The organism is Devosia sp. MDV22-iso42 (assembly GCF_058629155.1).
In genome coordinates this window covers 41,024-60,697 of the sequence record NZ_JBZVWR010000013.1, presented here as the reverse complement: position 1 = coordinate 60,697, position 19,674 = coordinate 41,024, and the positions used below count along the sequence as shown (strand labels likewise).

Genomic DNA, 19,674 nt, shown 5'->3' with positions numbered 1-19,674 from the left:
CTAGAACTGGCCGTGGCAGTGCTTGAACTTCTTGCCCGAGCCACAGGGGCAGGGGGCGTTGCGGGCCACGCCGACCAGCAGCTTGGGATCGATGGGGCGCAGCGAGGGATCGCTGCCGGTGGCGCCCAGCGAGTCGGCAATGGTGTCGCCGCCATCGGCATCGTTCTCGCCGGTCAGCGGGTCGATATGGGTTTCGCGCAGGGCGCTGAGATCGGGCTGCGGCGGCGCCACCGGGCGCGGCTGCAGCTCGACATGGCTGAGCTGGGTGGTCACCAGTTCGCGCAGGTTTTCCAGCAGGCTATGGAACAGCTCATAGGCTTCCTGCTTGTATTCGTTGAGCGGATCGCGCTGGGCAATGCCGCGCCAGCCAACCACCTTGGACAGGTGATCGAGCGTCACCAGGTGCTCGCGCCACAGCCCGTCGATCGATTGCAGCACGATGGATTTTTCCACCTGGCGCATCACCGTTGGGTTGGCCGACCCGGCTGCTGCCATGGCGGCAATGGTGCGGGCTTCCTTGGCGGCGGCATGGGCGTCGGCGGCGTCGATCAGGCGCTGGGTGACGATCTCGGCGTCGATGCCCTCCTCGTCGGCCCATTCCTGCACCGGCACGTCGATATTGAGATAGGTCTTGGCAGCAGCCTGCAGCTGCTCGGTCTTCCACTGCTCGGGATAGGCGCGTGGCGGAATGGCCTTGGTGACGATGGTTTCCACCACATCGCGCCGCATGTCGCCGACGATCTCGGAAATGTCTTCGGCATCCATCATTTCGAGGCGCTGTTCGAAGATCACCTTGCGCTGATCGTTCATCACGTCGTCGTATTTCAGGATGTTCTTGCGGATGTCGAAATTGCGCGCCTCGACCTTGCCCTGGGCCCGTTCGATGGCCTTGGACACCCAGGGATGGGTGATGGATTCGCCCTGTTCGAGGCCCAGCTTGCCGAGCATGGAATCCATGCTGTCGACGGGGAAGATGCGCATCAGGTCGTCCTGCAGGCTCAGGAAGAAGGCCGAATGGCCCGGATCGCCCTGACGGCCGGAACGGCCGCGCAGCTGGTTGTCGATGCGGCGGCTTTCATGGCGCTCGGTGCCGATCACCATCAGGCCGCCGGCGGCCAGCGCCTTGGCCTTGTCCTCGGCAATGGTGCGTTTGATCTCGGCGATCTTGGCGTCGCGCGCTTCGCCTTCGAGGCCGGCGGCCTCCTTTTCGATGCGCATTTCGAGATTACCGCCGAGCTGGATGTCGGTGCCGCGGCCGGCCATGTTGGTGGCAATCGTGATGGCGCCGGGCAGGCCGGCATCGGCGACGATGAAGGCTTCCTGCTCGTGATGGCGGGCATTGAGCACGTTCATGGAGCCGACATTCTTGGCCCGCAGCAGCTCGGCCAGCATTTCGGATTTTTCGATCGAGGTGGTACCCACCAGCACGGGCTGGCCGCGGTCCTGGCACTGCTTGATCAGATCGGCGATGGCGTTGAACTTTTCCTCGGCCGTGCGGAAAATGGCGTCCTCGTCATCGACGCGCATCACCGGCAGGTTGGTGGGAATGGTCACCACGTCGAGCTTGTAGATGTCGGCGAATTCCTCGGCCTCGGTGGCGGCCGTACCGGTCATGCCGGCCAGCTTCTCATAGAGGCGGAAATAGTTCTGGAAGGTGATCGAGGCCAGGGTCTGGTTTTCCGGCTGGATCTTGACGTGTTCCTTGGCTTCGAGCGCCTGGTGCAGGCCTTCCGAATAGCGGCGGCCCGGCATCATGCGACCACTGAACTCGTCGATGATCACTACTTCGCCGCCCTCGGGGGTCTGGCGGACGATGTAGTCCTTGTCCTTGCGGAAGAGCTTATGGGCACGCAGAGCCGAATTGGCGTGGTGCACCAGGGCGACGTTTTCCACGTCATACATGGACTCGGACTTGAGCAGGCCGTCGGCGGCCAGCCGGGCCTCGAGCTTTTCGATGCCGGCATCGGTAAAGGTGGCCGAGCGCTGCTTCTCGTCGAGCTCGAAGTCGCCCTCCTCGATGATGGGCATCAGCGCGTCGATGGTGGTGTAGAGCGTGGTGCGGTCTTCGGAAGGACCCGAAATGATCAGCGGCGTGCGTGCCTCGTCGATCAGGATGGAGTCGACTTCGTCGACAATGGCAAAGGCATGGCCCCGCTGCACCATCTGCTCGCGGGTATATTTCATGTTGTCGCGCAGATAGTCGAAGCCGAGCTCGTTATTGGTGCCGTAGGTGATGTCGGCGGCATAGGCGGCCTTGCGCTCGATATCGCTCATGCCGTGCACGATGATGCCGGTGGTCAGGCCGAGGAAATTGTAGACCTGGCCCATCCAGGCGGCGTCGCGGCGCACCAGGTAGTCGTTGACGGTTACCAGATGGGTGCCCCTGCCGGTCAGGGCATTGAGATACATGGGCAGCGTCGCCACCAGGGTCTTGCCCTCGCCGGTGCGCATTTCGGCAATGCCGCGCTCATTCATCACCATGCCGCCGATCAGCTGCACGTCGAAGTGGCGCATGCCCAGCACGCGCTTGGATGCCTCGCGCACGGTCGCAAAGGCGGGGACGATCAAATCATCGAGATCGGCGCCGTTTTGCAGCTGCGCCTTGAATTCGGCGGTGCGGGCCTGCAGTGCGGCGTCGCTGAGCTGCTCGAGCTCGCTCTCGAGCGCATTGATGGCGGCGACCTTGCCCTGATACCGCTTGACGTGCCGGTCGGATGTCGACCCGAAAATCCGCCGGGCGAGTGCAGCAAGTGCCATATGTCAGGTCCTTCGATGACTCATCGGGCGCAGTTTGGGGGGCGGGTCGAGCCCCGCAGGCCATCGTCAGCGCGATGAGAAAGCCTTTCGGGCTTTGAATGTATGTATCTCCGCCGAGCGACGGAAAAGCGCGTGAGATGTAAGAGCGAGGCCTTGTCTTGTCAACGCCAGCGAAATCGGCGACACCTGCCGTGAGCTGCCGGAATCCGGGCAGAAATGGGGCCAATGCCCTTTGGTTGGTGACGCAGGACGGCCCGGCGCATTTTTGCCCCGTTATCGTGTCAGCCAGCCAGTCAGAAATCTGTGGCCCGCAATTGCCCGCCACCAATTCGCCGGCTGCCGTCAGGCAGCATCGGCCAAGGAGATCGATACGATGACGTTTTTCCCCCGGCGCTTCGTGCGCACTGCCGGCCTGCTGGCCGCCATGCTGGCCGCGACGGCGCTGACGCCCGCTCTGGCCCAGGATGCCGCGCCGGCCGCCGCCGCGCCCGTGGCTGCGGTCCTGCCCGAAACCGTGATCGCCACCGTGGCCGGTTCGCCCATTACCGAAGCCGATCTCAGCTTTGCCGCCGAGGACCTGTCGCAGGAACTGCAGCAGATGCCGCCCGACCAGCGCAAGCCCTTCCTGCTGCGCGTGCTGATCGACATGAAGGTGATGGCCCAGGCCGGCGCCGCTGCCGGCATGGCCGATACGCCGCTGTTCCAGCAGCGTCTCGAATATCTCAAGGATCGCAGCCTGCGCCGCGCCTATTTTGCCGAGCAGATTGCCGCCGGCGTCACCGAAGAAGCGGTGCGCGCAGAATATGACACATTCGTTGCCGGCTTCACGCCCGCGCCGGAAATCCGCGCCAGCCATATTCTGGTGCCAACCGAGGAAGAGGCCAAGGCGGTCAAGGCCCAGCTCGATGGCGGCGCCGATTTTGCCACCCTGGCCAAGGAAAAGTCGATCGATCCAGGCGCGGCCAATGGCGGCGATCTGGGCTTTTTCGGCGCCGGCAGCATGGTGGCCCCGTTTGAAGCGGCAGCCTTTGCCCTGACCGATATCGGCCAGGTTTCCGAGCCGGTGGAATCCCAGTTCGGCTGGCATGTGATCCGCCTGGAAGAAAAGCGCGAATCCGCGCCGCCAGAATTCGAGCAGGTGGCGCCGCAGCTGCAACAGCAGCTGCTGATGACCACCTTTGACGAGACTGTCGCCAAGCTGATGGAAGGGGTTGCTGTCGACATCCCCGATGCCGCGCTGGCCGCTGCCGTTGCCGGCCAGAGCGAGACGGCCCCGCCCGCCGCGCAGTAGACCGATCAGGCGCCGGGGGCCAGCAGCCCCCGGCCTCATCGCCCAGCCGGATGACGGTACTGGTGGCCCGGCGACCCGCCTGCGGATGCGGCTGACCGCTTGCGAATGGCGCCTGTTTCGGGCAAACCCAAGGCCTGTCCGCTCCCCAGGAAAGTTCGTCCGATGGCCCACCCGGTTTCCCCGCTCGCCCCCAAATCCTATCCGGAACTGCCGGCCATCGCCGGGGTGCGCTTTGCCACGGCCGAAGCGGGCATCAAGTACAAGAACCGCACCGACGTGCTGCTGATGGCCTTTGACGCGGGCACGACCGCGGCGGGCGTGGTCACCAAGTCAAAATGCTCCTCGGCGGCGGTCGACTGGTGCAAGGCCAACCTGCCCGGCGGGCTGGCGCGGGGCCTGGTGGTCAATTCGGGCAATGCCAATGCCTTTACCGGCGCCAAGGGCCAGGCCAGCGTGCAGCTGACGGCCGAACTGGCCGCCAAGGCGCTGGGCTGCGCCACTGCCGAAATCTTCCTCGCCTCGACCGGGGTGATCGGCGAGCCGCTCGACGCCAACAAGTTTGCCGGCGTGCTCGACGCGATGGCGACCCGGCTGGGTGACACGCCCTGGATGGACCCGGCCAAGGCCATCATGACCACCGATACCTTTCCCAAGCTGTTTGGCGCGACGCTCGATATCGACGGCGTCGAGGTGCGCATCAACGGCATTGCCAAGGGATCGGGCATGATCGCGCCGGACATGGCCACCATGCTCAGCTTTGTCGTCACCGACATGCCGATTGCCGCCCCGGTGCTGCAGGCGCTGCTGAGCCGGCATGTGGCCACGAGCTTTAACGCCATTACCGTGGACAGCGACACCTCCACCTCCGATACGCTGCTGGCCTTTGCCACCGGCAAGGCGGCGGTCGAGCCGATCGAGAGCCTCGATGATCCGCGCGCCGAGATCTTTGGCGAGGCGCTGCGCGACGTGCTGTTCGACCTGGCCATCCAGGTGGTGCGCGATGGCGAAGGCGCCACCAAGCAGGTCTCGGTGCATGTCGAGGGCGCCACGTCCGACGCCTCGGCCTTCCGCATTGCCAAGTCGATCGCCGACTCGCCTTTGGTCAAGACCGCCATTGCCGGCGAGGACGCCAATTGGGGCCGCGTGGTGATGGCCGTGGGCAAGGCGGGCGAGCCGGCCGATCGCGACAAGCTGTCGATCCGCTTCGGCGACCTGCTGGTGGCCAAGGATGGCGAACGCGCCCCGATCTATGACGAGGCCGCCACCAGCGCCTATATGAAGGGCGAGGATCTCGAACTCACCGTGAGCCTGGGGCTCGGCGAGGGCCGGGCGACGGTTTATACCTGCGACCTGACGCATGGCTATATCACCATCAATGGCGATTACCGGAGTTAGCCATGACCCTGCCTGACGCGGCGGTTTTCGAGCGGGGCGGCCTTGCCGCCTGGCCCGGCATCGAGGTTGACTGGGATGGCGGCTGGGTGCGCCGGGCGGCCGGCGGCTATACCAAGCGGGCCAATTCGGTGCAGTGCCTCGACCCGACCGATGACGGGGATGTCGAGGCCCGCATTGCCCAGGCCGTGGCCTGGTTCACGGCCCGCGACCTGCCCCCGGTCTTCCGCATGACGCCGCTGGCCGGCCCGCACCTCGCCGCGGCGCTGGACCGGCTGGGCTGGCGCAGCATTGACGCCAGCTATCAGTTTGCCATGGCGCTGGACCCGGTCGAGGCCGATGCGCGCGGGCGGATCCATGCGGTGCGCGATCCGGCCTTTCTGGCGGTGCAGCAGCGCCTGGCCGGCTATAGCGATGAACGGCTCGGCAAGCTCGATGCGCTGCTGGCCGCCATGCAGGTGCAGGCCTGCGGCGTGGTGCTGCATGATGATGATGGCGCGCCGGTCGCCACCGCGCTGATGGCCATTGCCGATGGCATTGTCGTCACCGGCAATGTGGTGACCGATGCCAGCCGGCGCCGTCAGGGCCACGCCGCTGCCATGATGCGCACCGGCCATGCCTGGGCCCATGCCGCCGGGGCGCGGATCGCCGCGCTCAATGTGCAGGCCGACAATGCCGGCGCCCAGGCGCTCTATCGCGGGCTCGGCTATGCACGGCAATATGACTATCACTACCGGGTTCCGGAGACGCCATGAGCCAGTCGATCCTTCTTGTCGTCGCCGGCGCCCTGGTCGATGCCGACCGCCGCGTGCTGATCGCCCAGCGGCCGGAAGGCAAGGCCATGGCGGGACTGTGGGAATTTCCCGGCGGCAAGATCGAGCCGGGGGAAACGCCCGAGGCGGCGCTGATCCGCGAGCTCGAGGAAGAGCTGGGCGTCACCACGCAGACGGCCTGCCTGGCACCGGTCAGTTTTGCCAGTCACTCTTACGAGAAATTTCACCTGTTGATGCCACTTTATGTGTGCCGAAAGTGGCAGGGCATGCCGGCGCCGCGGGAACACATGGCCCTTAAATGGGTGCGACCGCAGGCGCTGCGCGACTATGCCATGCCGCCGGCAGACCTGCCGCTGATCGCCGCCTTGTGCGATCTGCTCTAGGCAAGCGCGTTCGACCTTGGGGAATATGCATGACGGCCACGAAGATCCGTATGTTTGTTGTCGATGAAAGCGGCGCCACCGCCATTGAATATGGCCTGCTGGCGGCGCTGATCGCCGTGGCCATCATCGGCACCTTCAGCGTGCTGGGCAACAGCGTCAATGGCCTGTTCAACAATGGCACCGCCGGCACCCTGACCGACCAGACCGCCAAGATAGACTAGCTATTGCAGCGTGACGATCTTGTACTGCTCGCCGACCTGCACCGGGTCGCCGGGATAGAGGTCATTGATGATGTAGAACAGTTCAGTGCCGCGCGTCAGCGCGTTCATCTGGGCGGCCAGCCTGTCGGCCGTGTCGCCGGCCTTGGCCGTGACCACGCGGACGGCCACCTTGCGGATGGCGGACAGGTCGCTTTCGGTGGTGCGGCGGAAGCTGGCCAGTGTGGCGTCGGCGCCCTGGGCAAAGCGGGGGCTGTCGGCCTTGGCGGCAAAGATGAAGCGATAGACCTGGCCGTCCAGCCGCATCACCGAGACGCGGAAGAACCACTGGTCGGTCTGGGCAAGGCCGGTGGCCATTTCGATGCCATTGCGGGTGTCGCTGGTGACGCTGTCGGTCTTGAGCCCGGCGATCCAGCCCGACTTCAGATAATCGGCCAGCGCCATGCTGGGCTGCACGTCGGCGCTGTCAAAGCGCACGGCTTCGCCATCGCCGGCTACCCCGACCACGGCGCTGGGGGAATTCTGCAGCGTATAGCCGGTGGGCACGGTGAAGGTGAACTTGGAGGCCGGATTGAGGAAGCGGCGGCCGACAATGGAGCCCTGGGCGGGGCTGTCGCCAAAGGTCAGGCCGGCAATCGAGCTCAGATAGCCGTCGCGGTCGACTTCGCCCAGGCCGGCCTTGCCGAACATGGTGCTGGCGGTGTCGATGGCTTTCTGGATGCGGGCGGGGGTGGAGGGATGGGAGGAGAGGAACCCCTCCGTGCCCTGGCCCGTGCCGGCCGAGAAACGGGCAAAGCGGCTCATCACGCCCAGGAAGCGCGCAGCTGCCTGCGGATCATAACCGGCCTTGCCGGAATATTTGATGCCTTCGCGATCGGCCTCGAGTTCCTGGTTCTGCCCGAAGGCGGCCAGGGATTCGCGGGTCCGGCTGGCGGTGGCGTCGCTCGAGGTATCGCCGCCAAACACCGAGGTGATGACGCGATCGACGATGGCGGTGGTGCGGGTGCGGTCGGTGCGGGCCCGGGCATGGCGCAGGGTGACGTGGGCGATCTCGTGTGCCAGCACCGCGGCCAGCTCGCTGGTGTCGCTGGCCAGGGCCAGGATGCCGCGCGTCACATAGATATAGCCCCCCGGCAGGGCAAAGGCATTGACCTCGGAGGTGTCGAGGATCGTCACCTGGAACTGGGCATTGGGCTGGTCGGCGGCGGCGAGCAGGCGGCCGACAATGCGGGCGACCATGATCTCGGCCGGGCGATCGGAATAGATGCCGCCATAGGCGGCGACGATGCGCGGATGCTCGCGGCTGCCGATCACCGCATCATCGGGATCGGTGCCTTCGGGCACCACGGCAGGCGCCGGCCGGTCGCCGGTCTGGCTGACCGCGATATTGGAACTGGTCAGCGTCGTGCAGGCCGACAGGGCCAGCAAGATGGTCGCCAGCACGCCAATGCGCAAACCCTGCGCGATATGCCCCTTGCCCGTCATCGTATCGCCAAGACCTCAAGCTGCTCGGGATGGGTAATTTCGATGCGTGGACCATCCCGGTCGTCCACCCATCCGCGTACACGTACCAGGGCGCCGTCGAGCACCAGGGGGTCGATGCCCGCTGCCACAAACAGCCTGCGGGCCGGCGCCTCGATCACGGCGGTGAAGTCCTGTTTCCAGAACCGGCCGAAATTGAGATAGATCCGCCCGCCGCGTTCCTCGGCCAGCAGGATCCTGCCTTCAACAAGTTCATAATGGCCGGCCCGGGCGAGCAATTCCCCTGGCGCGTCCGCCGCACGCACGCTGTAATAGGGATCACGCCAGATGCCAAGGCCGGAGAGCCGGGCCCGTCCTTCGGCGGCGAACAATAAATCGAGACATTGCCGATTGTCGGGGAAGGAATAGACCCGCGCCAGGCCCTGCGCGACCATGACCTGCTGCGCCCAGACGGGGCCATCGGCGGAATCGAGAAAGACATGGGCGAGCTGGCGGTCATAGCGGTCGACCCGCTCGCCGCCATAGCCAAGCTGCACCGGCTTGTCGAGCAGCAGGGCTTGCAGCGCCAGCTTGGCCTCGGGCGCCAGCGGCCAGCTCTCATAGCCCTCGCGGCCCAGCGGCAGCTTGGGCGCCTGGGTGCCGATCAGCCGCACCACGCGGCCGTCATCGAGCACCACGGTATCGCCGTCGGTGACCTGCACGACCAGGCCACCGGGCACCATGGCCAGGTCGGGGCAGGCCAGGGCCGCAGTCGAGACGGACGAGAGCGCGGCCAGGGCGGCAAGTTGAACAAGACTGGAGGTGCGCAAATCAGGCCCCGGAAACAATGGCTTCACCATGCACGCAAATGCGGCAAAAAATCATTACCGATGGTTGATCCGGTCAAAAGACTGTCAGCAGGGCCGCCGCTTCCTTGAGAAGGCGGGGTGGCACTGGTAAGAGGGGCCGTCCTTGCCTGCCCCCTCCGGAGCTTTTTTCCCTTGTCGCTTGTCCGTCAATTCGCCCTCGCCGCCCTGTTTGCCCTGCTCAGCCTGGGTCGTGCCGAGGCCAATCCGATGCTGCTGGTCGATATGGAAACGCTCGACGTGCTCTACGCCGAGGAGGCCGGGCAGCCCTGGCACCCGGCGTCGCTGACCAAGATGATGACGGCCTATGTGGCCTTCGAGGAAATTGCCAAGGGCACGATCAGTCTCGACACGCCCGTCGTGCTGTCCAAGCATGCCTTGGCGCAGGCGCCATCGCGTTCCGGCCTGCCGGTGGGCAGTGCGCTGACCCTGCAGGATGCGCTCTATGTGATGGTGGTCAAGTCGGCCAATGACGTGGCCATGGCGATCGCCGAAACGGTGGGTGGCAGCGAGGCGGGCTTTGTCGCCAAGATGAACGACGTGGCCGCCCGCATGGGCATGACGGCCAGCCATTTCACCAATCCCAACGGGCTGCACGACCCGGCGCAATATACCTCGGCGCGCGATCTGGCGCTGCTGGCGCTCTATATCGAGCAGAGCTTCCCGCAATATATGCCGATGTTCGGCACCGAGGCGGTCAAGCTGGGCAAGGTGACGCTCGAATCGCAGAATGAATTGCTGACCAGCTTTGCCGGCACCACCGGCATGAAGACCGGCTATGTCTGTGCCTCCGGGCTCAACATGGTGGCGACGGTGGAGCGCAATGGCCGCCGGATGCTGGCCGTGGTGCTGGGCGGCCAGTCGGCGCGCGAGCGCAATGAACGGGCGGCTGAGCTGATCCTCAAGGGCCTGTCCGGCTCGGCCCAGCCCACCGGCGCCACGGTGCTGACCCTGGGCAATAATCCTGGCGCGCCGCCGGTCGACATGCGGGCGCAGATCTGCGGCAAGGATGCCAAGGCCTATGCCGCGGCGGCGCAGGCCGCCTTTCCCATGGGGCTCAAGGGCCAGCCGAGCTATCTCAATGACGTGGTGGCGCCGCGCGCCTATGTGGCCACCGATCTCGGCCGCATCGCGGTGGGGGTCAACCTGCCGCGGCCGCGGCCGGCCCACCTGCCCCGGTTCACCCCGCCCAGCAGCGAAGCCGCGCTGGCGGTGGAGCTGCGCCCGGGGCTGGACGTTTCGGGCAATGGCGTGCCGATGCCGCTTGCCCGGCCGGGCAGCCTCTAGGCTGGGATCAGGGCTCAGCCCTTGACGATGGTGAAGCTCAGGGTCTCGCCCTCGGCGGTGAGCGTGCAGGCATGGCCGCGCTGGCGGCAATAGAGCGGAATGTCGATGCGGGCCATGGGGTCGGTGGCCAGCACCGTCAGGGTGCTGCCCGCCGCCATCGATTCAAGCCGCTTTTCCATTTTCAGCACCGGCAGGGGGCATTTGAGCCCCCTGGCGTCGATGCCGTCACTGACCAAGGACGAGCACCCAATGGGTGCCATAGGTCGAGCTGGCATTGAAGCTGACGGCAATGCCGGCCCGGCTGGCATTGGTGGTCATGCCGGCGGCATCGGCCGGGTTGTTGCGCCAGCCGGAAAAGGTCTCGGCGAAGGTGGCGTAGCCGGCGCTCAGCTTCATGCCGGCCAGGCCCTGGGGCGTGGCGGGCGGCGTGCCGGTGCGGGCATACTGGTCGGCCAGGGCCTGCGCCGTGCCGTCGAGGCCTGAGTCGGGCGTGAGGGCGGGCAGGCCATTGGTGGCGCGATAGGCATTGATCATGGCAACGGCCTGGGCGCGGTCGAGGCTCGCCCCCGGCTGGTCCATGCGGGCGGAAAGCCCGGCGGCCAGCGGGATGCTGGCGCTGCTGCCACCACCGAAGCCGCCCATGGAGCAGGCGGCCAGGCTGACGGCGGCAGCCAGGGCGGCGAGGGGCAGCAGAGCGGGCTGGATACGGCGCAAGACGGTCATGGGGCAATCCTGGTCAAAAAAGCTTCTGGCGGGCCGCTTAGGGTGCCAGCAAGGCCAAATCATGGTGCTGCCCGCTCTTACACCATTGTCTCCTGCCGTGCCCTTAATGCCGGGATGGCGCCTCGGCGCGATAGCCTAAAGGTGATCGGCGTTGATTTGGGTCAAGGCGCTGGAGGCCGCTGGCCCTAGACTGGTGCTTGCCAGAATGAGGGCGCGTAACCGGCATCACCTTAATGGCGCCGTGCTTGGCGCGCACAATTGTGGCCGACGAGTACTTTTGGCCGCAGCGCGGGCATGTCCTGCTGCGCGATGGTGCCGTCGCTTTTTTGCACATGAATTCGGAGAGACTTCCAATGATGCTACCCAAGGGCACGACAGTCGCGGTCGCCGATGGCGAAAAGCTCAACCTGTTCCGCAATGCGGGCGACGAGGCCGAGCTGAAGCTGACCCCGGCCGACCACGGCCAGGTCCATGAGGCCCATGGCTCGCGCCAGACCACCTCCGGCAATCCCGATCCCGGCCAGGTCAGCGAAGACGGCTTTTCGGCCGGCATCGTGGACCTGCTCAACAAGGGCGTGCTGGATGGCAAGATCCATGGCCTGGTCGTCATTGCCGCGCCGCGGGCGCTGGGCGAGATGCGCAAGCATTATCACAAGGCCCTCTCGGCCAAGCTGCTGGGTGAAATCGCCAAGGATCTGACCGGCCACGCCGTCGGCGATGTCGAAACCGCGATCCGGGGCGCATGAAGACCCTCCTGAGCATGGCTCTGGCGCTGGCGGGCTGGCTCGGTCCGCTGGCTGCCGGCGGGCTGGTGCTGGCGCAGGATTACGATCCGGTGGCGGACGGGCAGGCCTTGGTGACGATGTATTGCGCCGACTGTCACGCGGTGGGGGCGACGGGCGACAGCCCGTTGCCGCCGGCGCCGCGCTTTCGCGAGCTCTATTGGCGTTATGACGTCGAGTTCCTCAGCGAGGCGCTGGTCGAGGGCATTGTCACCGCCCATCCCGATATGCCGCAATTCGAGTTCGACCCGCAACAGGCCGCCGCCATCGTGGCCTATCTCAAGTCGCTGGAGCCGCAGGTCTAGGCGAACTGGGTCATCGGCAGGCGGCGACAGGCAGGGGTACGGCCAGAGCGTTTTCAGCAAAAGTGGCTCCACTTTTGCGATTCGAAAACGCGACGAATCAAAGAGCTAGAGCCATTGCGCCGTTTCAACGAAACGGTGAAATGCTCTAGGCGGCCAGCATTTGCCGCATGGAGCCGAGCACGGCGACATGGGCATAGGGCTTGCTGAAGAACATGCTGCCATCGGGCAGGTCGGCAATGTCGGCACGGTGCTGTCCGGAGGTGACGATGATCTTGACCGGTGGCCAGCGGTCATGCACCGAGGCTGCCAGCTCGAGACCGTTCATCGGCCCCGGCATGTCGATATCGGTGAAGACCAGGCGGATGTCGTGGTGGTGGCTGAGCAAGGCGATGGCGGCGTCCGCATCGGGCGCCTGGTACACCTTGTAGCCTTCAGCCTCGATCCGGTCGGCGATATCCCAGAGAATGAGACGGTCATCTTCAACGATCAGGACGGAGATGGTGTCTGTCATGGCATCGCTCCTTGTTGTCATGCGACGCAAATACACAAACGTACCGATCCCAACATCGATCCTTGCGCGGCGGATTTAAATCCTGCACGCGCAGCTTTCCCGTCACCGCTGCACCGGGCGGGACATCGGGAGCGGAAATTATCCACACGCAATCTGTCGGGACCAAGAAAACCTGAGTCGGCTAACCCTTTGATATCACGTAATCAGCCAAAAAACACTGAGTCGGTTCGCCAAGGAGTTCTGAGTCGATTTCGCGCGGAAACAAGGATTTCTGAGTCGGTGAGTTCGATCGAATAGATCGAGCATATGTCTTTGTCAGCTGTGCCTGAAAAATCATGTAACGGTCGATGGATAGTGCTCGCCAATGGCTCGCTCTAGACCCTCGATGTTTCTTTGAAGGTATAGCCATTCCTCTGCTGCGCTTTGGCTCTGGGCCGTTTGTAGAAACAGGCCGACCTGCCGCGCCGCTTCAGCCGAACGGTGGTTCAACAGGTCGAATAGCTTTGTCTGAAAATCGCGCAACGATGGGCGTTGTCCTGGGGCTATCGCCAAGCAAGTCTCGACCAGTCGAGCGAGATCGGTATCAGGTAGCGGATGCAAGATCGGGCAACCGGCGTTCACCCAGCTGCGCCATCGCTTGTTCTGCTGCCAGCGGTTGAAGCCAGGATTAATCTTGCGATGCCAGTCGTTGCTACGCTCCCCCATGGGGTGAACTCCACGTGACATTATTTCGTGGAGCATAATTCCGAGGACGAAAACACTAGTCCATTCGCCAAGCTCATCCTGATGCCATTGCTCAGGTGCCATGTACGGGCGGGAACCTGTATACTCGCCAGCTTCGGAGGCAAGATTCACGCTGCCGAAATCTGCAACCAAGGGGCGCAACCATAAATCGGTCGGTGGCAGGGAAAAGCTCGAACGCAGATCACGGACGAATATGTTTTCTGGCTTCAGGTCTTGATGAACCAAGCCCCTGGTGTGGCAATGTGCCAAACCTTCGGCGAGTTGGATCATCATCGATAGCCGACCGCTTCCTCGAACGCGCTCGCGACGACAAGCTGTCGGTGGTGTTGAAGGCCATCAACGAGCACATCCCGACGCACACCGTGATCTTCGACGTCTCCACCGACCGTGGCATCCGCAGCGGCAACCAGATGCTCAGCGAGATCATGTACAAGCTCTTCCTCAAGAGCCTGGGCTATTCAGAGGATCTCGACCTCTCGGAGCTCGAAATCACGCTCGAGCAGGAAGGCTCGTTCGAAGGCTTCAAGGCCGCCTTCAAGGCCGAGACCGGACGGGAGTGGGACGATCGCAAGCGCAGCGTGATGTTCGCCTTGAACGAAGCGAGCCGGACGCTGCACAGCATGACCCCCGCGACTTTCCCCGCGGCGGACAGTTTCGCCAAGGTCGCGAACAACCGCAACGACATCTCCCCGGGGAAGCTGGCGGATCGCATCGTCGAGCTCATGGCCCGCCACAAACCCGGCCAGTCGCTGATGTTCGTGGTAGACGAAGTCGGCCAGTTCGTCGCCCGAGATGTGCAGAAGATGCTGGATCTCCAAGCAGTCGTGCAGCAGCTTGGTGTCAAAGGACGAGGCAAGCATTGGATCACGGTTACGTCTCAAGAGCGCCTGGACGAGCTGGTCAGCGGTCTGGACAGCTCGAAAATCGAACTTGCGCGCCTTATGGATCGGTTTCCCCTTCAGGTGCATCTGGAGCCATCAGACATCTCGGAGGTGACTAGCAGGCGCGTGCTGTTGAAAAATGGTGTCGCAGAGAAGTTGCTCGGAGATCTCTTCGAAGCCAATCGCGGTCGGATGGTGCAGCATACCAGGCTGAGTGCGGACATCACGTTGCCGGAAATCGACCGCCAGTCGTTTATCGACCTATATCCGTTGTTGCCTTACCAGATCGATCTGATCATCCAGATCGTGTCGGGGTTGCGAACCCAAGGTGGCGCCAGCAAGCACGTTGGCGGCGCCAACCGGACGATCATCAAGCTGGCCCAGCAGTTGCTGATCCACCCTCAGACCCGGATTGCTGATGCCGAAGTCGGCGCTTTGGTCCGCTTGGATCAGATATATGACTTGGTCGAGGGCAATATCGCCTCGGACATTCGAGCCAAGATCGCCTCGATCCCCTCCAAGGTAAACCATCCGTTGGCACCGGCTGTGGCCAAGGTCGTATGCCTGCTGCAGTTCGTAAAGAGCGTCCACCGGTCCGCCGAGAACATCGCCGCGGCCTTGCATGAGAGCGTCGACGCCGACTCCCGTTTGAGCGAGGTCCGCGAGGCGCTCGCGCAACTGGAGAAGGAGCTCTTCGTCCGGAACAAGAAGGACGGCTACCAGATCCCGACGCCGGCGGAGGACGACTGGGACCAGACCCGGAATTCCTTCGATCCGAAGCAGGCCGACTCCAACCGCATCTATGCGCAGACCCTGAGTGGCTTATCGAGGATGATCGCCTTCTACTTACCTGAGGAATACCGCACCGAGGGTGAGGTGCGGCTCCTCATCAAGCGGTTTGAGAATTTTGGAGGGCCCTGGATTAAACAGGGAAATCACTCGTTCTACGATTTTCCGCTGAACGCTGCCGGCCCCTACGGACGAATTGACCTCGTCGGGGTTACGCCGGGATCAGCGGTAAACAAGTCAGATGTTGAGCAAGTGCTGAGTGGCTCGGTATTTTCGGCAACGCCCTGCACATAGCTCCAACATTCGCTTTCGTCCTTACGCCGCCTCCCACACCTGATTGAGTATCTTCGCCGCGATCGCTGCCTTGTCTTGCGGCAGGAAGCGCCCGTAATGCTTGGCGACCATGTCGGGCGTGTCCTGGATGGCGTAGCTGGCCTGCTCGTATGAGCCGGTCTGCTTGAGGATGTGGGTGGCCAGCACGTCACGGACGTTATGCGGGCCGTGGGGCAGCAAGCCCCGGATGACCCCGCGCCCGGTGTAGGGGTTGTAGATGCCGTAGCGCTGGATGGTCAGGCGCCAGGCTTCATAGAACGTGTTCTGGTTGTAGGAGGCGTCCGCGCTGGTCTTCTTGACGGATTTCACGAAAAACGTACCGGGGTCGGCGGCATTGCCGATGAGGCGCGCCCGGTGGCGGTCGAGGTAGGCCTCGATCATGTCATAGAGACCGGCCAGGTCGGGCAGGACCAGCCGGAACGGCTTCGACCCGAAGAACGACGACGTCGAGTTCTTGAAGGCGACCGATGGGATCAGGACTTCCCAGCCCTGATCGCGGTCGCTCCAGCGCAGTTCGCCGCGCTTCCTGTCCTCGAGGTGCCTCTCGGAGGTCGGCAAGCGACCACGGGGGCACACCAGGAGTTCCCGCAGGTTCCGCTGGCGTAGGCCCAGGTGCATGCCCAAACGTAGCAGCAGGAACGACCTGACGGCCTCGGCGGCAGCCCGGGGATACCGGCGCTCGTCCGGCATCAGGCGCACGATCTCCTCGGTGATCTTGCGGTACTCGCCGACCGGGCTCGCGGATTCCAGTACCGGCAGGATCGGTTCGAACGGGTCGCGGTGGATGCGCGCGACACGCTGGATCTCCTTGATCCGGTGGCGCGCATGCTTGTGGAAGGAATCGCATGCTGCATTCCAGTCATCGCGGGCACCGGCGATGTCCTGTTCCGAAACCAAGCCAGGGATGGGTCGAAGGCGATCGGCCAGTGCCCGCGTCTGCCGTATCCATCCGGTATCGGCTCGCGTCATGCTCAGGACAACGCTGAGCATGTCGACTTCCCACTTGGTATAGAAGCCGCGGCGCCGCTCCCGCCATTGCAGATACCAGTCCCAGACGGCAGGGAAGACCAGCATGGCGAAGCACAGGCTATCGAGAGGGACACCGCAGCCTTTCACGGTGCTGCGCGGATCGGATGCCAGGGCACCGAACATCAGCCCGAGATGTTCGACCTTCTGGGAAGCGGTCTCGCCGTTCCAGACCCCATTCCGCTGGAAGCCGAAAGCGGTCAACGTCGCGGTCTTGAAGCGGAGCAGCTCGTTCATCTCGCGGTCCAGCGCCGCCGGCGCGTCGACAACTCCCGTCTCGAGTTCGGCGTCGAGCTCGCCATCATGATCGTGGTCGTTGGCTGCAGCGGAAGCCTTGCGTGGGCGGCCCTGGAATGCAGTGAAGCGGACAGCATAGCGCTGCTTCATGGCCTCGGCCTGGTAGCGGCGGTAATCGGTCGACCCGGAGATGATCACGCGGCGTACCCATGCCAGGATCTCGTCCTGCTCGGCTTTCGAGCGGCTCATGAAATCATCTGGCAGATGCCAAGCCAGCCGGCGGCGTTCCGCGGTGGGAATGCCATCGAGCTGGAACCCGTACGTGGCCTTGGCGCCGCTCGGGACCATGGATTTGAAGTATCCGGCTGGCAATCCATACCTCCGCTCGATCGCCGCCAATACTCCAAAGCTCTGGACCGTTCGCGGCAAGAGCTGGCCGGTGCACCATTTCATCAGCGTCCGGTGGTCCTGGGCACTGCCGGAAGCCTCGAGCGCCAGAAACAGGTGCCGCACGCTATCCCCATGGCGACGCATGTGCAGCACCAGGGCCTCGGAGAGGGTTGCGGGCTCTTCCCATTCCGTCCACAGGGGCGCCGGAAACTCCACGATGGCTTTTGGCTTCGGTCCGCGCTTCTTGCCGGTCGCCACCACGGGCCTATCCGCCGGCTTGCGCCCGAGGGCTGCCTTGACTGGCGGAGGTGGCGAAGCCTCCTGCATGGCGACGGCACGGGAAACCGCGTCGAATACGGGCTGAAGCTGGTGCTTCGCACCGATCAGCCGGTCCTTCTCCACGCCCGAGGCCACCGCGACATCTGCCCATTCCACCCATTTCCCGCGATATGGCGGGAAGGCCATCAACTCGAGAAGATCCACCAGATACCGGGCTATCGCCTGACGCTCGTTGGCTTCGAGTACTTTCGCTAGGCGCAGGCTGCAATAATCCGAGATCATGCGGGGTGTCAGGGCAGGCTTGGGCATCGGCATCTCGCGTTACGACTTGAAACGCGCGCGATTTGAACGAGTCGGGTTACCCAGAAGCTAACGAACGGGAATTTGCTGTAGCTGCGTGTGCAAGGGTTGTTTTTGACGTCGGATTCCGGTGTTTTCGGGTCGAGACGTGGAGCTACAGGCTGTGGAAAAATCTTGCCATTTTCAAGGGAAGGCAAGATTTTCCAGCGGGTTGATCGACTCAACCATCCTTGGAGTCGACTCAGAATTTTTTGGAATCGATTCAGTTATGATTTGGAGCGACACAATCGAGGGGCAGGTGGTGATCTCGGCGGGATTCGAACCCACGACCCCAGGATTAGGAATCCTGTGCTCTATCCAACTGAGCTACGAGACCACGCCTGATCGAATAGCAAATGCGCCGAGCCAGTGGAACCCTCATTGCGCCGCACCGCGCTGCAAGGGTCCCTGCTGAGTTCTGCATGCCGGCGCCGCGTCAGGTCGGCGGCGCCTGGGCGCTGCTGGCCCGGTGCTCGGGGCTGGTGGCATAGGGCCAGGCGGTTGGATCGATGTCGAGATCGCTGAACCGGGCGGGCTCGAAAACCGGCCGCGCGACGCCCCGCCTGAGCTGGGCGCGGAAGTCGCTGAGCACCCGCAGCGCCACCGGAAACAGCATCATGATGGCCATCAGGTTGACCAGAGCGAGCACGCCCATGACCGGGTCGGAGAAGAAGAACACCGCCGTGGCGCCGGGCGCCGAGGCGCCCAGAAAGACCACGGCGACAATGGCGATGCGCAGGCCATGCAGCGCCGCATTGCTCTTGGTCATGACCTTGAGCGCCGTCTCGCCGAGGTAATAATTGTAGATGATGGAGCTGAAGGCAAACAGCAGGATGGCAAAGGTCAGGAAATATTGCGACCAGCTGCCCAGATGGCTGACCAGGGATTGTTGCGTCAGCACGACGCCATCAATGCCCTCGGCGCCGGGGACATAGACCGGGCTGAGCAGAATGATGAAAGCCGTGCAGGAGCAGACCACGATGGTGTCGATGAACACGGAAAACGACTGGGTGATGCCCTGGCTGATCGGATGGCGCACTTCGGCGGTGGCCGCGATATTGGGGGCCGAACCGAGCCCGGCCTCGTTCGAAAACAGGCCGCGCCGCAGGCCCTGGGCCAGGGCGGCGCCGATGCCGCCGCCAACGACCTCCTCCAGACCAAAGGCATTGGCAATGATCGACCAGAGCATGCCGGGCAGGGCGGTCAGGTTCAGCAGGATCACCAGCAGGGCCATGCCGATATAGACAAAGGCCATGACCGGGATGATGATATCGGCCGCCTTGGCGATGCGGCGGATACCGCCATAGACGATGAAGCCGGTGATGATGGCCAGGAAGATGCCGCTCCAGACGCGGTCGATGCCCAGGCTGTCCTGGGCGGCGCCGGCAAAGGTATTGCCCTGGAAGGCGTTGAAGCCAAAGCCGAAGGCGGCCAGCAGGCAGATGGCATAGACCACCGCCAGCCAGCGATATTGCGCGCCCAGCCCATGGATGATGTAGGCAGCGGGCCCGCCGCGATAGGTGCCGTCGCCATTGGAGCGCTTGTAGAGCTGGGCCAGCGAGGCCTCGACCAGGCTGGTGGCCATGCCGATCAGCGCCACCGCCCACATCCAGAATACCGCGCCGGGACCGCCCAGGGTAATCGCCACGGCGACGCCGGCAATATTGCCGCCGCCCACCCGGCCCCCCACAGAGACCAGCAGCGCCTCGCGGGCGCTGATGGCATTGGGGTCGCTGCTCAGGTTCTTGGAGGAGAGGACCCGGAACATGCGGCCGAAATATTCGAACTGGACGAAGCCGCTCATGACGGTGATGAAGCAGCCGAAAATCACCAGGATGGGTATGAGCGACCAACCCCAGGTGAAGTCCTCGATCAGGCTGAATAGAAGTCGTAACTGGTCCATGTCG

General features: G+C 64.0%; 18 protein-coding genes and 1 tRNA gene. 9 read left to right on the top strand and 10 right to left on the bottom strand.

Annotated features, from left to right (window positions below; all coding sequences use genetic code 11):
* Entirely contained in the window at nucleotides 1-2,757 is a 2,757-nt protein-coding gene (secA, locus tag AC4NN3_RS16645) for a preprotein translocase subunit SecA (RefSeq protein WP_491928212.1), read from the bottom strand.
* A 373-nt stretch (nucleotides 2,758-3,130) separates the two neighbouring features.
* Here secA and AC4NN3_RS16640 point away from each other — a divergent pair, with 373 nt between their 5' ends.
* The 5 genes from AC4NN3_RS16640 to AC4NN3_RS16620 all read left to right on the top strand — a co-directional run bounded on the left by AC4NN3_RS16640 (nucleotide 3,131) and on the right by AC4NN3_RS16620 (nucleotide 6,817).
* Nucleotides 3,131-4,048 (top strand): peptidylprolyl isomerase, encoded by a 918-nt coding sequence (locus AC4NN3_RS16640; RefSeq protein ID WP_491928211.1) that lies wholly within the window; start codon nucleotides 3,131-3,133, stop codon nucleotides 4,046-4,048.
* Between the two features lie 162 nt (nucleotides 4,049-4,210).
* Nucleotides 4,211-5,443, top strand: coding sequence for a bifunctional glutamate N-acetyltransferase/amino-acid acetyltransferase ArgJ (argJ, locus tag AC4NN3_RS16635; protein ID WP_491928210.1), 1,233 nt, complete (start codon nucleotides 4,211-4,213; stop codon nucleotides 5,441-5,443).
* 2 nt (nucleotides 5,444-5,445) lie between these two features.
* Complete coding sequence (locus tag AC4NN3_RS16630) at nucleotides 5,446-6,195, top strand: GNAT family N-acetyltransferase (RefSeq protein ID WP_491928209.1); 750 nt, start codon at nucleotides 5,446-5,448, stop codon at nucleotides 6,193-6,195.
* A complete protein-coding gene (locus AC4NN3_RS16625) occupies nucleotides 6,192-6,596 on the top strand; it encodes a (deoxy)nucleoside triphosphate pyrophosphohydrolase (RefSeq protein ID WP_491928208.1) in 405 nt (134 codons plus the stop codon). Before AC4NN3_RS16630 ends, AC4NN3_RS16625 begins: the two co-directional genes overlap by 4 nt.
* Before the next feature lie 29 nt (nucleotides 6,597-6,625).
* Entirely contained in the window at nucleotides 6,626-6,817 is a 192-nt protein-coding gene (locus tag AC4NN3_RS16620) for a Flp family type IVb pilin (RefSeq protein ID WP_491928207.1), read from the top strand.
* On the opposite strand, the gene AC4NN3_RS16615 is transcribed toward AC4NN3_RS16620, so the two are convergent.
* Together AC4NN3_RS16615 and AC4NN3_RS16610 are read right to left on the bottom strand one after the other, a co-directional pair.
* Nucleotides 6,818-8,299 (bottom strand): M48 family metalloprotease, encoded by a 1,482-nt coding sequence (locus AC4NN3_RS16615; RefSeq protein WP_491928206.1) that lies wholly within the window; start codon nucleotides 8,297-8,299, stop codon nucleotides 6,818-6,820.
* On the bottom strand, nucleotides 8,296-9,105 hold the full coding sequence (locus AC4NN3_RS16610) for a thermonuclease family protein (RefSeq protein ID WP_491928205.1): 810 nt from the start codon (nucleotides 9,103-9,105) through the stop codon (nucleotides 8,296-8,298). The genes AC4NN3_RS16615 and AC4NN3_RS16610 overlap by 4 nt, the downstream gene beginning before the upstream one ends.
* 171 nt (nucleotides 9,106-9,276) lie before the next feature.
* Between AC4NN3_RS16610 and AC4NN3_RS16605 the strand changes: the two genes are divergently transcribed.
* Nucleotides 9,277-10,428, top strand: coding sequence for a D-alanyl-D-alanine carboxypeptidase family protein (locus AC4NN3_RS16605; protein WP_491928204.1), 1,152 nt, complete (start codon nucleotides 9,277-9,279; stop codon nucleotides 10,426-10,428).
* A gap of 14 nt (nucleotides 10,429-10,442) precedes the next feature.
* Here the strand turns inward: AC4NN3_RS16605 and AC4NN3_RS16600 are convergent, their stop codons facing one another.
* The gene (locus AC4NN3_RS16600) at nucleotides 10,443-10,664 is read right to left on the bottom strand and encodes a sulfurtransferase TusA family protein (protein ID WP_491928203.1); all 222 of its coding nucleotides are present in this window, start codon (nucleotides 10,662-10,664) and stop codon (nucleotides 10,443-10,445) included.
* Nucleotides 10,654-11,151 carry a CAP domain-containing protein gene (locus AC4NN3_RS16595; RefSeq protein ID WP_491928202.1) on the bottom strand — a complete coding sequence of 166 codons (498 nt, stop codon included), beginning with the start codon at nucleotides 11,149-11,151 and terminating at the stop codon, nucleotides 10,654-10,656. Before AC4NN3_RS16595 ends, AC4NN3_RS16600 begins: the two co-directional genes overlap by 11 nt.
* A gap of 353 nt (nucleotides 11,152-11,504) precedes the next feature.
* On the opposite strand from AC4NN3_RS16595, the gene AC4NN3_RS16590 reads away from it, so the two are divergent.
* Together AC4NN3_RS16590 and AC4NN3_RS16585 are read left to right on the top strand one after the other, a co-directional pair.
* The gene (locus AC4NN3_RS16590) at nucleotides 11,505-11,897 is read left to right on the top strand and encodes a host attachment family protein (protein WP_491928201.1); all 393 of its coding nucleotides are present in this window, start codon (nucleotides 11,505-11,507) and stop codon (nucleotides 11,895-11,897) included.
* The gene (locus tag AC4NN3_RS16585; RefSeq protein ID WP_491928200.1) at nucleotides 11,894-12,238 is read left to right on the top strand and encodes a c-type cytochrome; all 345 of its coding nucleotides are present in this window, start codon (nucleotides 11,894-11,896) and stop codon (nucleotides 12,236-12,238) included. Before AC4NN3_RS16590 ends, AC4NN3_RS16585 begins: the two co-directional genes overlap by 4 nt.
* Nucleotides 12,239-12,383: 145 nt before the next feature.
* Here the strand turns inward: AC4NN3_RS16585 and AC4NN3_RS16580 are convergent, their stop codons facing one another.
* Both AC4NN3_RS16580 and AC4NN3_RS16575 read right to left on the bottom strand, forming a co-directional pair.
* Nucleotides 12,384-12,749, bottom strand: a complete 366-nt coding sequence (locus AC4NN3_RS16580; RefSeq protein WP_491928199.1) for a response regulator — start codon at nucleotides 12,747-12,749, stop codon at nucleotides 12,384-12,386.
* Between the two features lie 333 nt (nucleotides 12,750-13,082).
* The gene (locus AC4NN3_RS16575) at nucleotides 13,083-13,766 is read right to left on the bottom strand and encodes a protein kinase domain-containing protein (RefSeq protein WP_491928198.1); all 684 of its coding nucleotides are present in this window, start codon (nucleotides 13,764-13,766) and stop codon (nucleotides 13,083-13,085) included.
* Here AC4NN3_RS16575 and brxC point away from each other — a divergent pair.
* Entirely contained in the window at nucleotides 13,649-15,457 is a 1,809-nt protein-coding gene (brxC, locus tag AC4NN3_RS16570; protein ID WP_491928197.1) for a BREX system P-loop protein BrxC, read from the top strand. The two genes, AC4NN3_RS16575 and brxC, sit on opposite strands and share 118 nt — an antisense overlap.
* Before the next feature lie 21 nt (nucleotides 15,458-15,478).
* On the opposite strand, the gene AC4NN3_RS16565 is transcribed toward brxC, so the two are convergent.
* From AC4NN3_RS16565 to AC4NN3_RS16555, 3 genes are all read right to left on the bottom strand, one after another.
* Entirely contained in the window at nucleotides 15,479-17,737 is a 2,259-nt protein-coding gene (locus tag AC4NN3_RS16565) for a hypothetical protein (RefSeq protein ID WP_491928196.1), read from the bottom strand.
* A 290-nt stretch (nucleotides 17,738-18,027) separates the two neighbouring features.
* Nucleotides 18,028-18,104: transfer RNA gene (locus tag AC4NN3_RS16560), tRNA-Arg, on the bottom strand.
* A gap of 99 nt (nucleotides 18,105-18,203) precedes the next feature.
* A complete protein-coding gene (locus tag AC4NN3_RS16555; RefSeq protein WP_491928195.1) occupies nucleotides 18,204-19,670 on the bottom strand; it encodes an alanine/glycine:cation symporter family protein in 1,467 nt (488 codons plus the stop codon).
* Nucleotides 19,671-19,674 lie beyond the last annotated feature (4 nt).

What these genes read in the sequence shown, in the direction of transcription:
- secA (WP_491928212.1), bottom strand. Translation starts at nt 2,757, where the DNA reads ATGGCACTTGCTGCACTCGCCCGGCGGATTTTCGGGTCGACATCCGAC.
- AC4NN3_RS16640 (WP_491928211.1), top strand. Translation starts at nt 3,131, where the DNA reads ATGACGTTTTTCCCCCGGCGCTTCGTGCGCACTGCCGGCCTGCTGGCC.
- argJ (WP_491928210.1), top strand. Translation starts at nt 4,211, where the DNA reads ATGGCCCACCCGGTTTCCCCGCTCGCCCCCAAATCCTATCCGGAACTG.
- AC4NN3_RS16630 (WP_491928209.1), top strand. Translation starts at nt 5,446, where the DNA reads ATGACCCTGCCTGACGCGGCGGTTTTCGAGCGGGGCGGCCTTGCCGCC.
- AC4NN3_RS16625 (WP_491928208.1), top strand. Translation starts at nt 6,192, where the DNA reads ATGAGCCAGTCGATCCTTCTTGTCGTCGCCGGCGCCCTGGTCGATGCC.
- AC4NN3_RS16620 (WP_491928207.1), top strand. Translation starts at nt 6,626, where the DNA reads ATGACGGCCACGAAGATCCGTATGTTTGTTGTCGATGAAAGCGGCGCC.
- AC4NN3_RS16615 (WP_491928206.1), bottom strand. Translation starts at nt 8,299, where the DNA reads ATGACGGGCAAGGGGCATATCGCGCAGGGTTTGCGCATTGGCGTGCTG.
- AC4NN3_RS16595 (WP_491928202.1), bottom strand. Translation starts at nt 11,151, where the DNA reads ATGACCGTCTTGCGCCGTATCCAGCCCGCTCTGCTGCCCCTCGCCGCC.
- AC4NN3_RS16590 (WP_491928201.1), top strand. Translation starts at nt 11,505, where the DNA reads ATGATGCTACCCAAGGGCACGACAGTCGCGGTCGCCGATGGCGAAAAG.
- AC4NN3_RS16585 (WP_491928200.1), top strand. Translation starts at nt 11,894, where the DNA reads ATGAAGACCCTCCTGAGCATGGCTCTGGCGCTGGCGGGCTGGCTCGGT.
- AC4NN3_RS16580 (WP_491928199.1), bottom strand. Translation starts at nt 12,749, where the DNA reads ATGACAGACACCATCTCCGTCCTGATCGTTGAAGATGACCGTCTCATT.
- AC4NN3_RS16575 (WP_491928198.1), bottom strand. Translation starts at nt 13,766, where the DNA reads ATGATGATCCAACTCGCCGAAGGTTTGGCACATTGCCACACCAGGGGC.
- AC4NN3_RS16565 (WP_491928196.1), bottom strand. Translation starts at nt 17,737, where the DNA reads ATGCCCAAGCCTGCCCTGACACCCCGCATGATCTCGGATTATTGCAGC.
- AC4NN3_RS16555 (WP_491928195.1), bottom strand. Translation starts at nt 19,670, where the DNA reads ATGGACCAGTTACGACTTCTATTCAGCCTGATCGAGGACTTCACCTGG.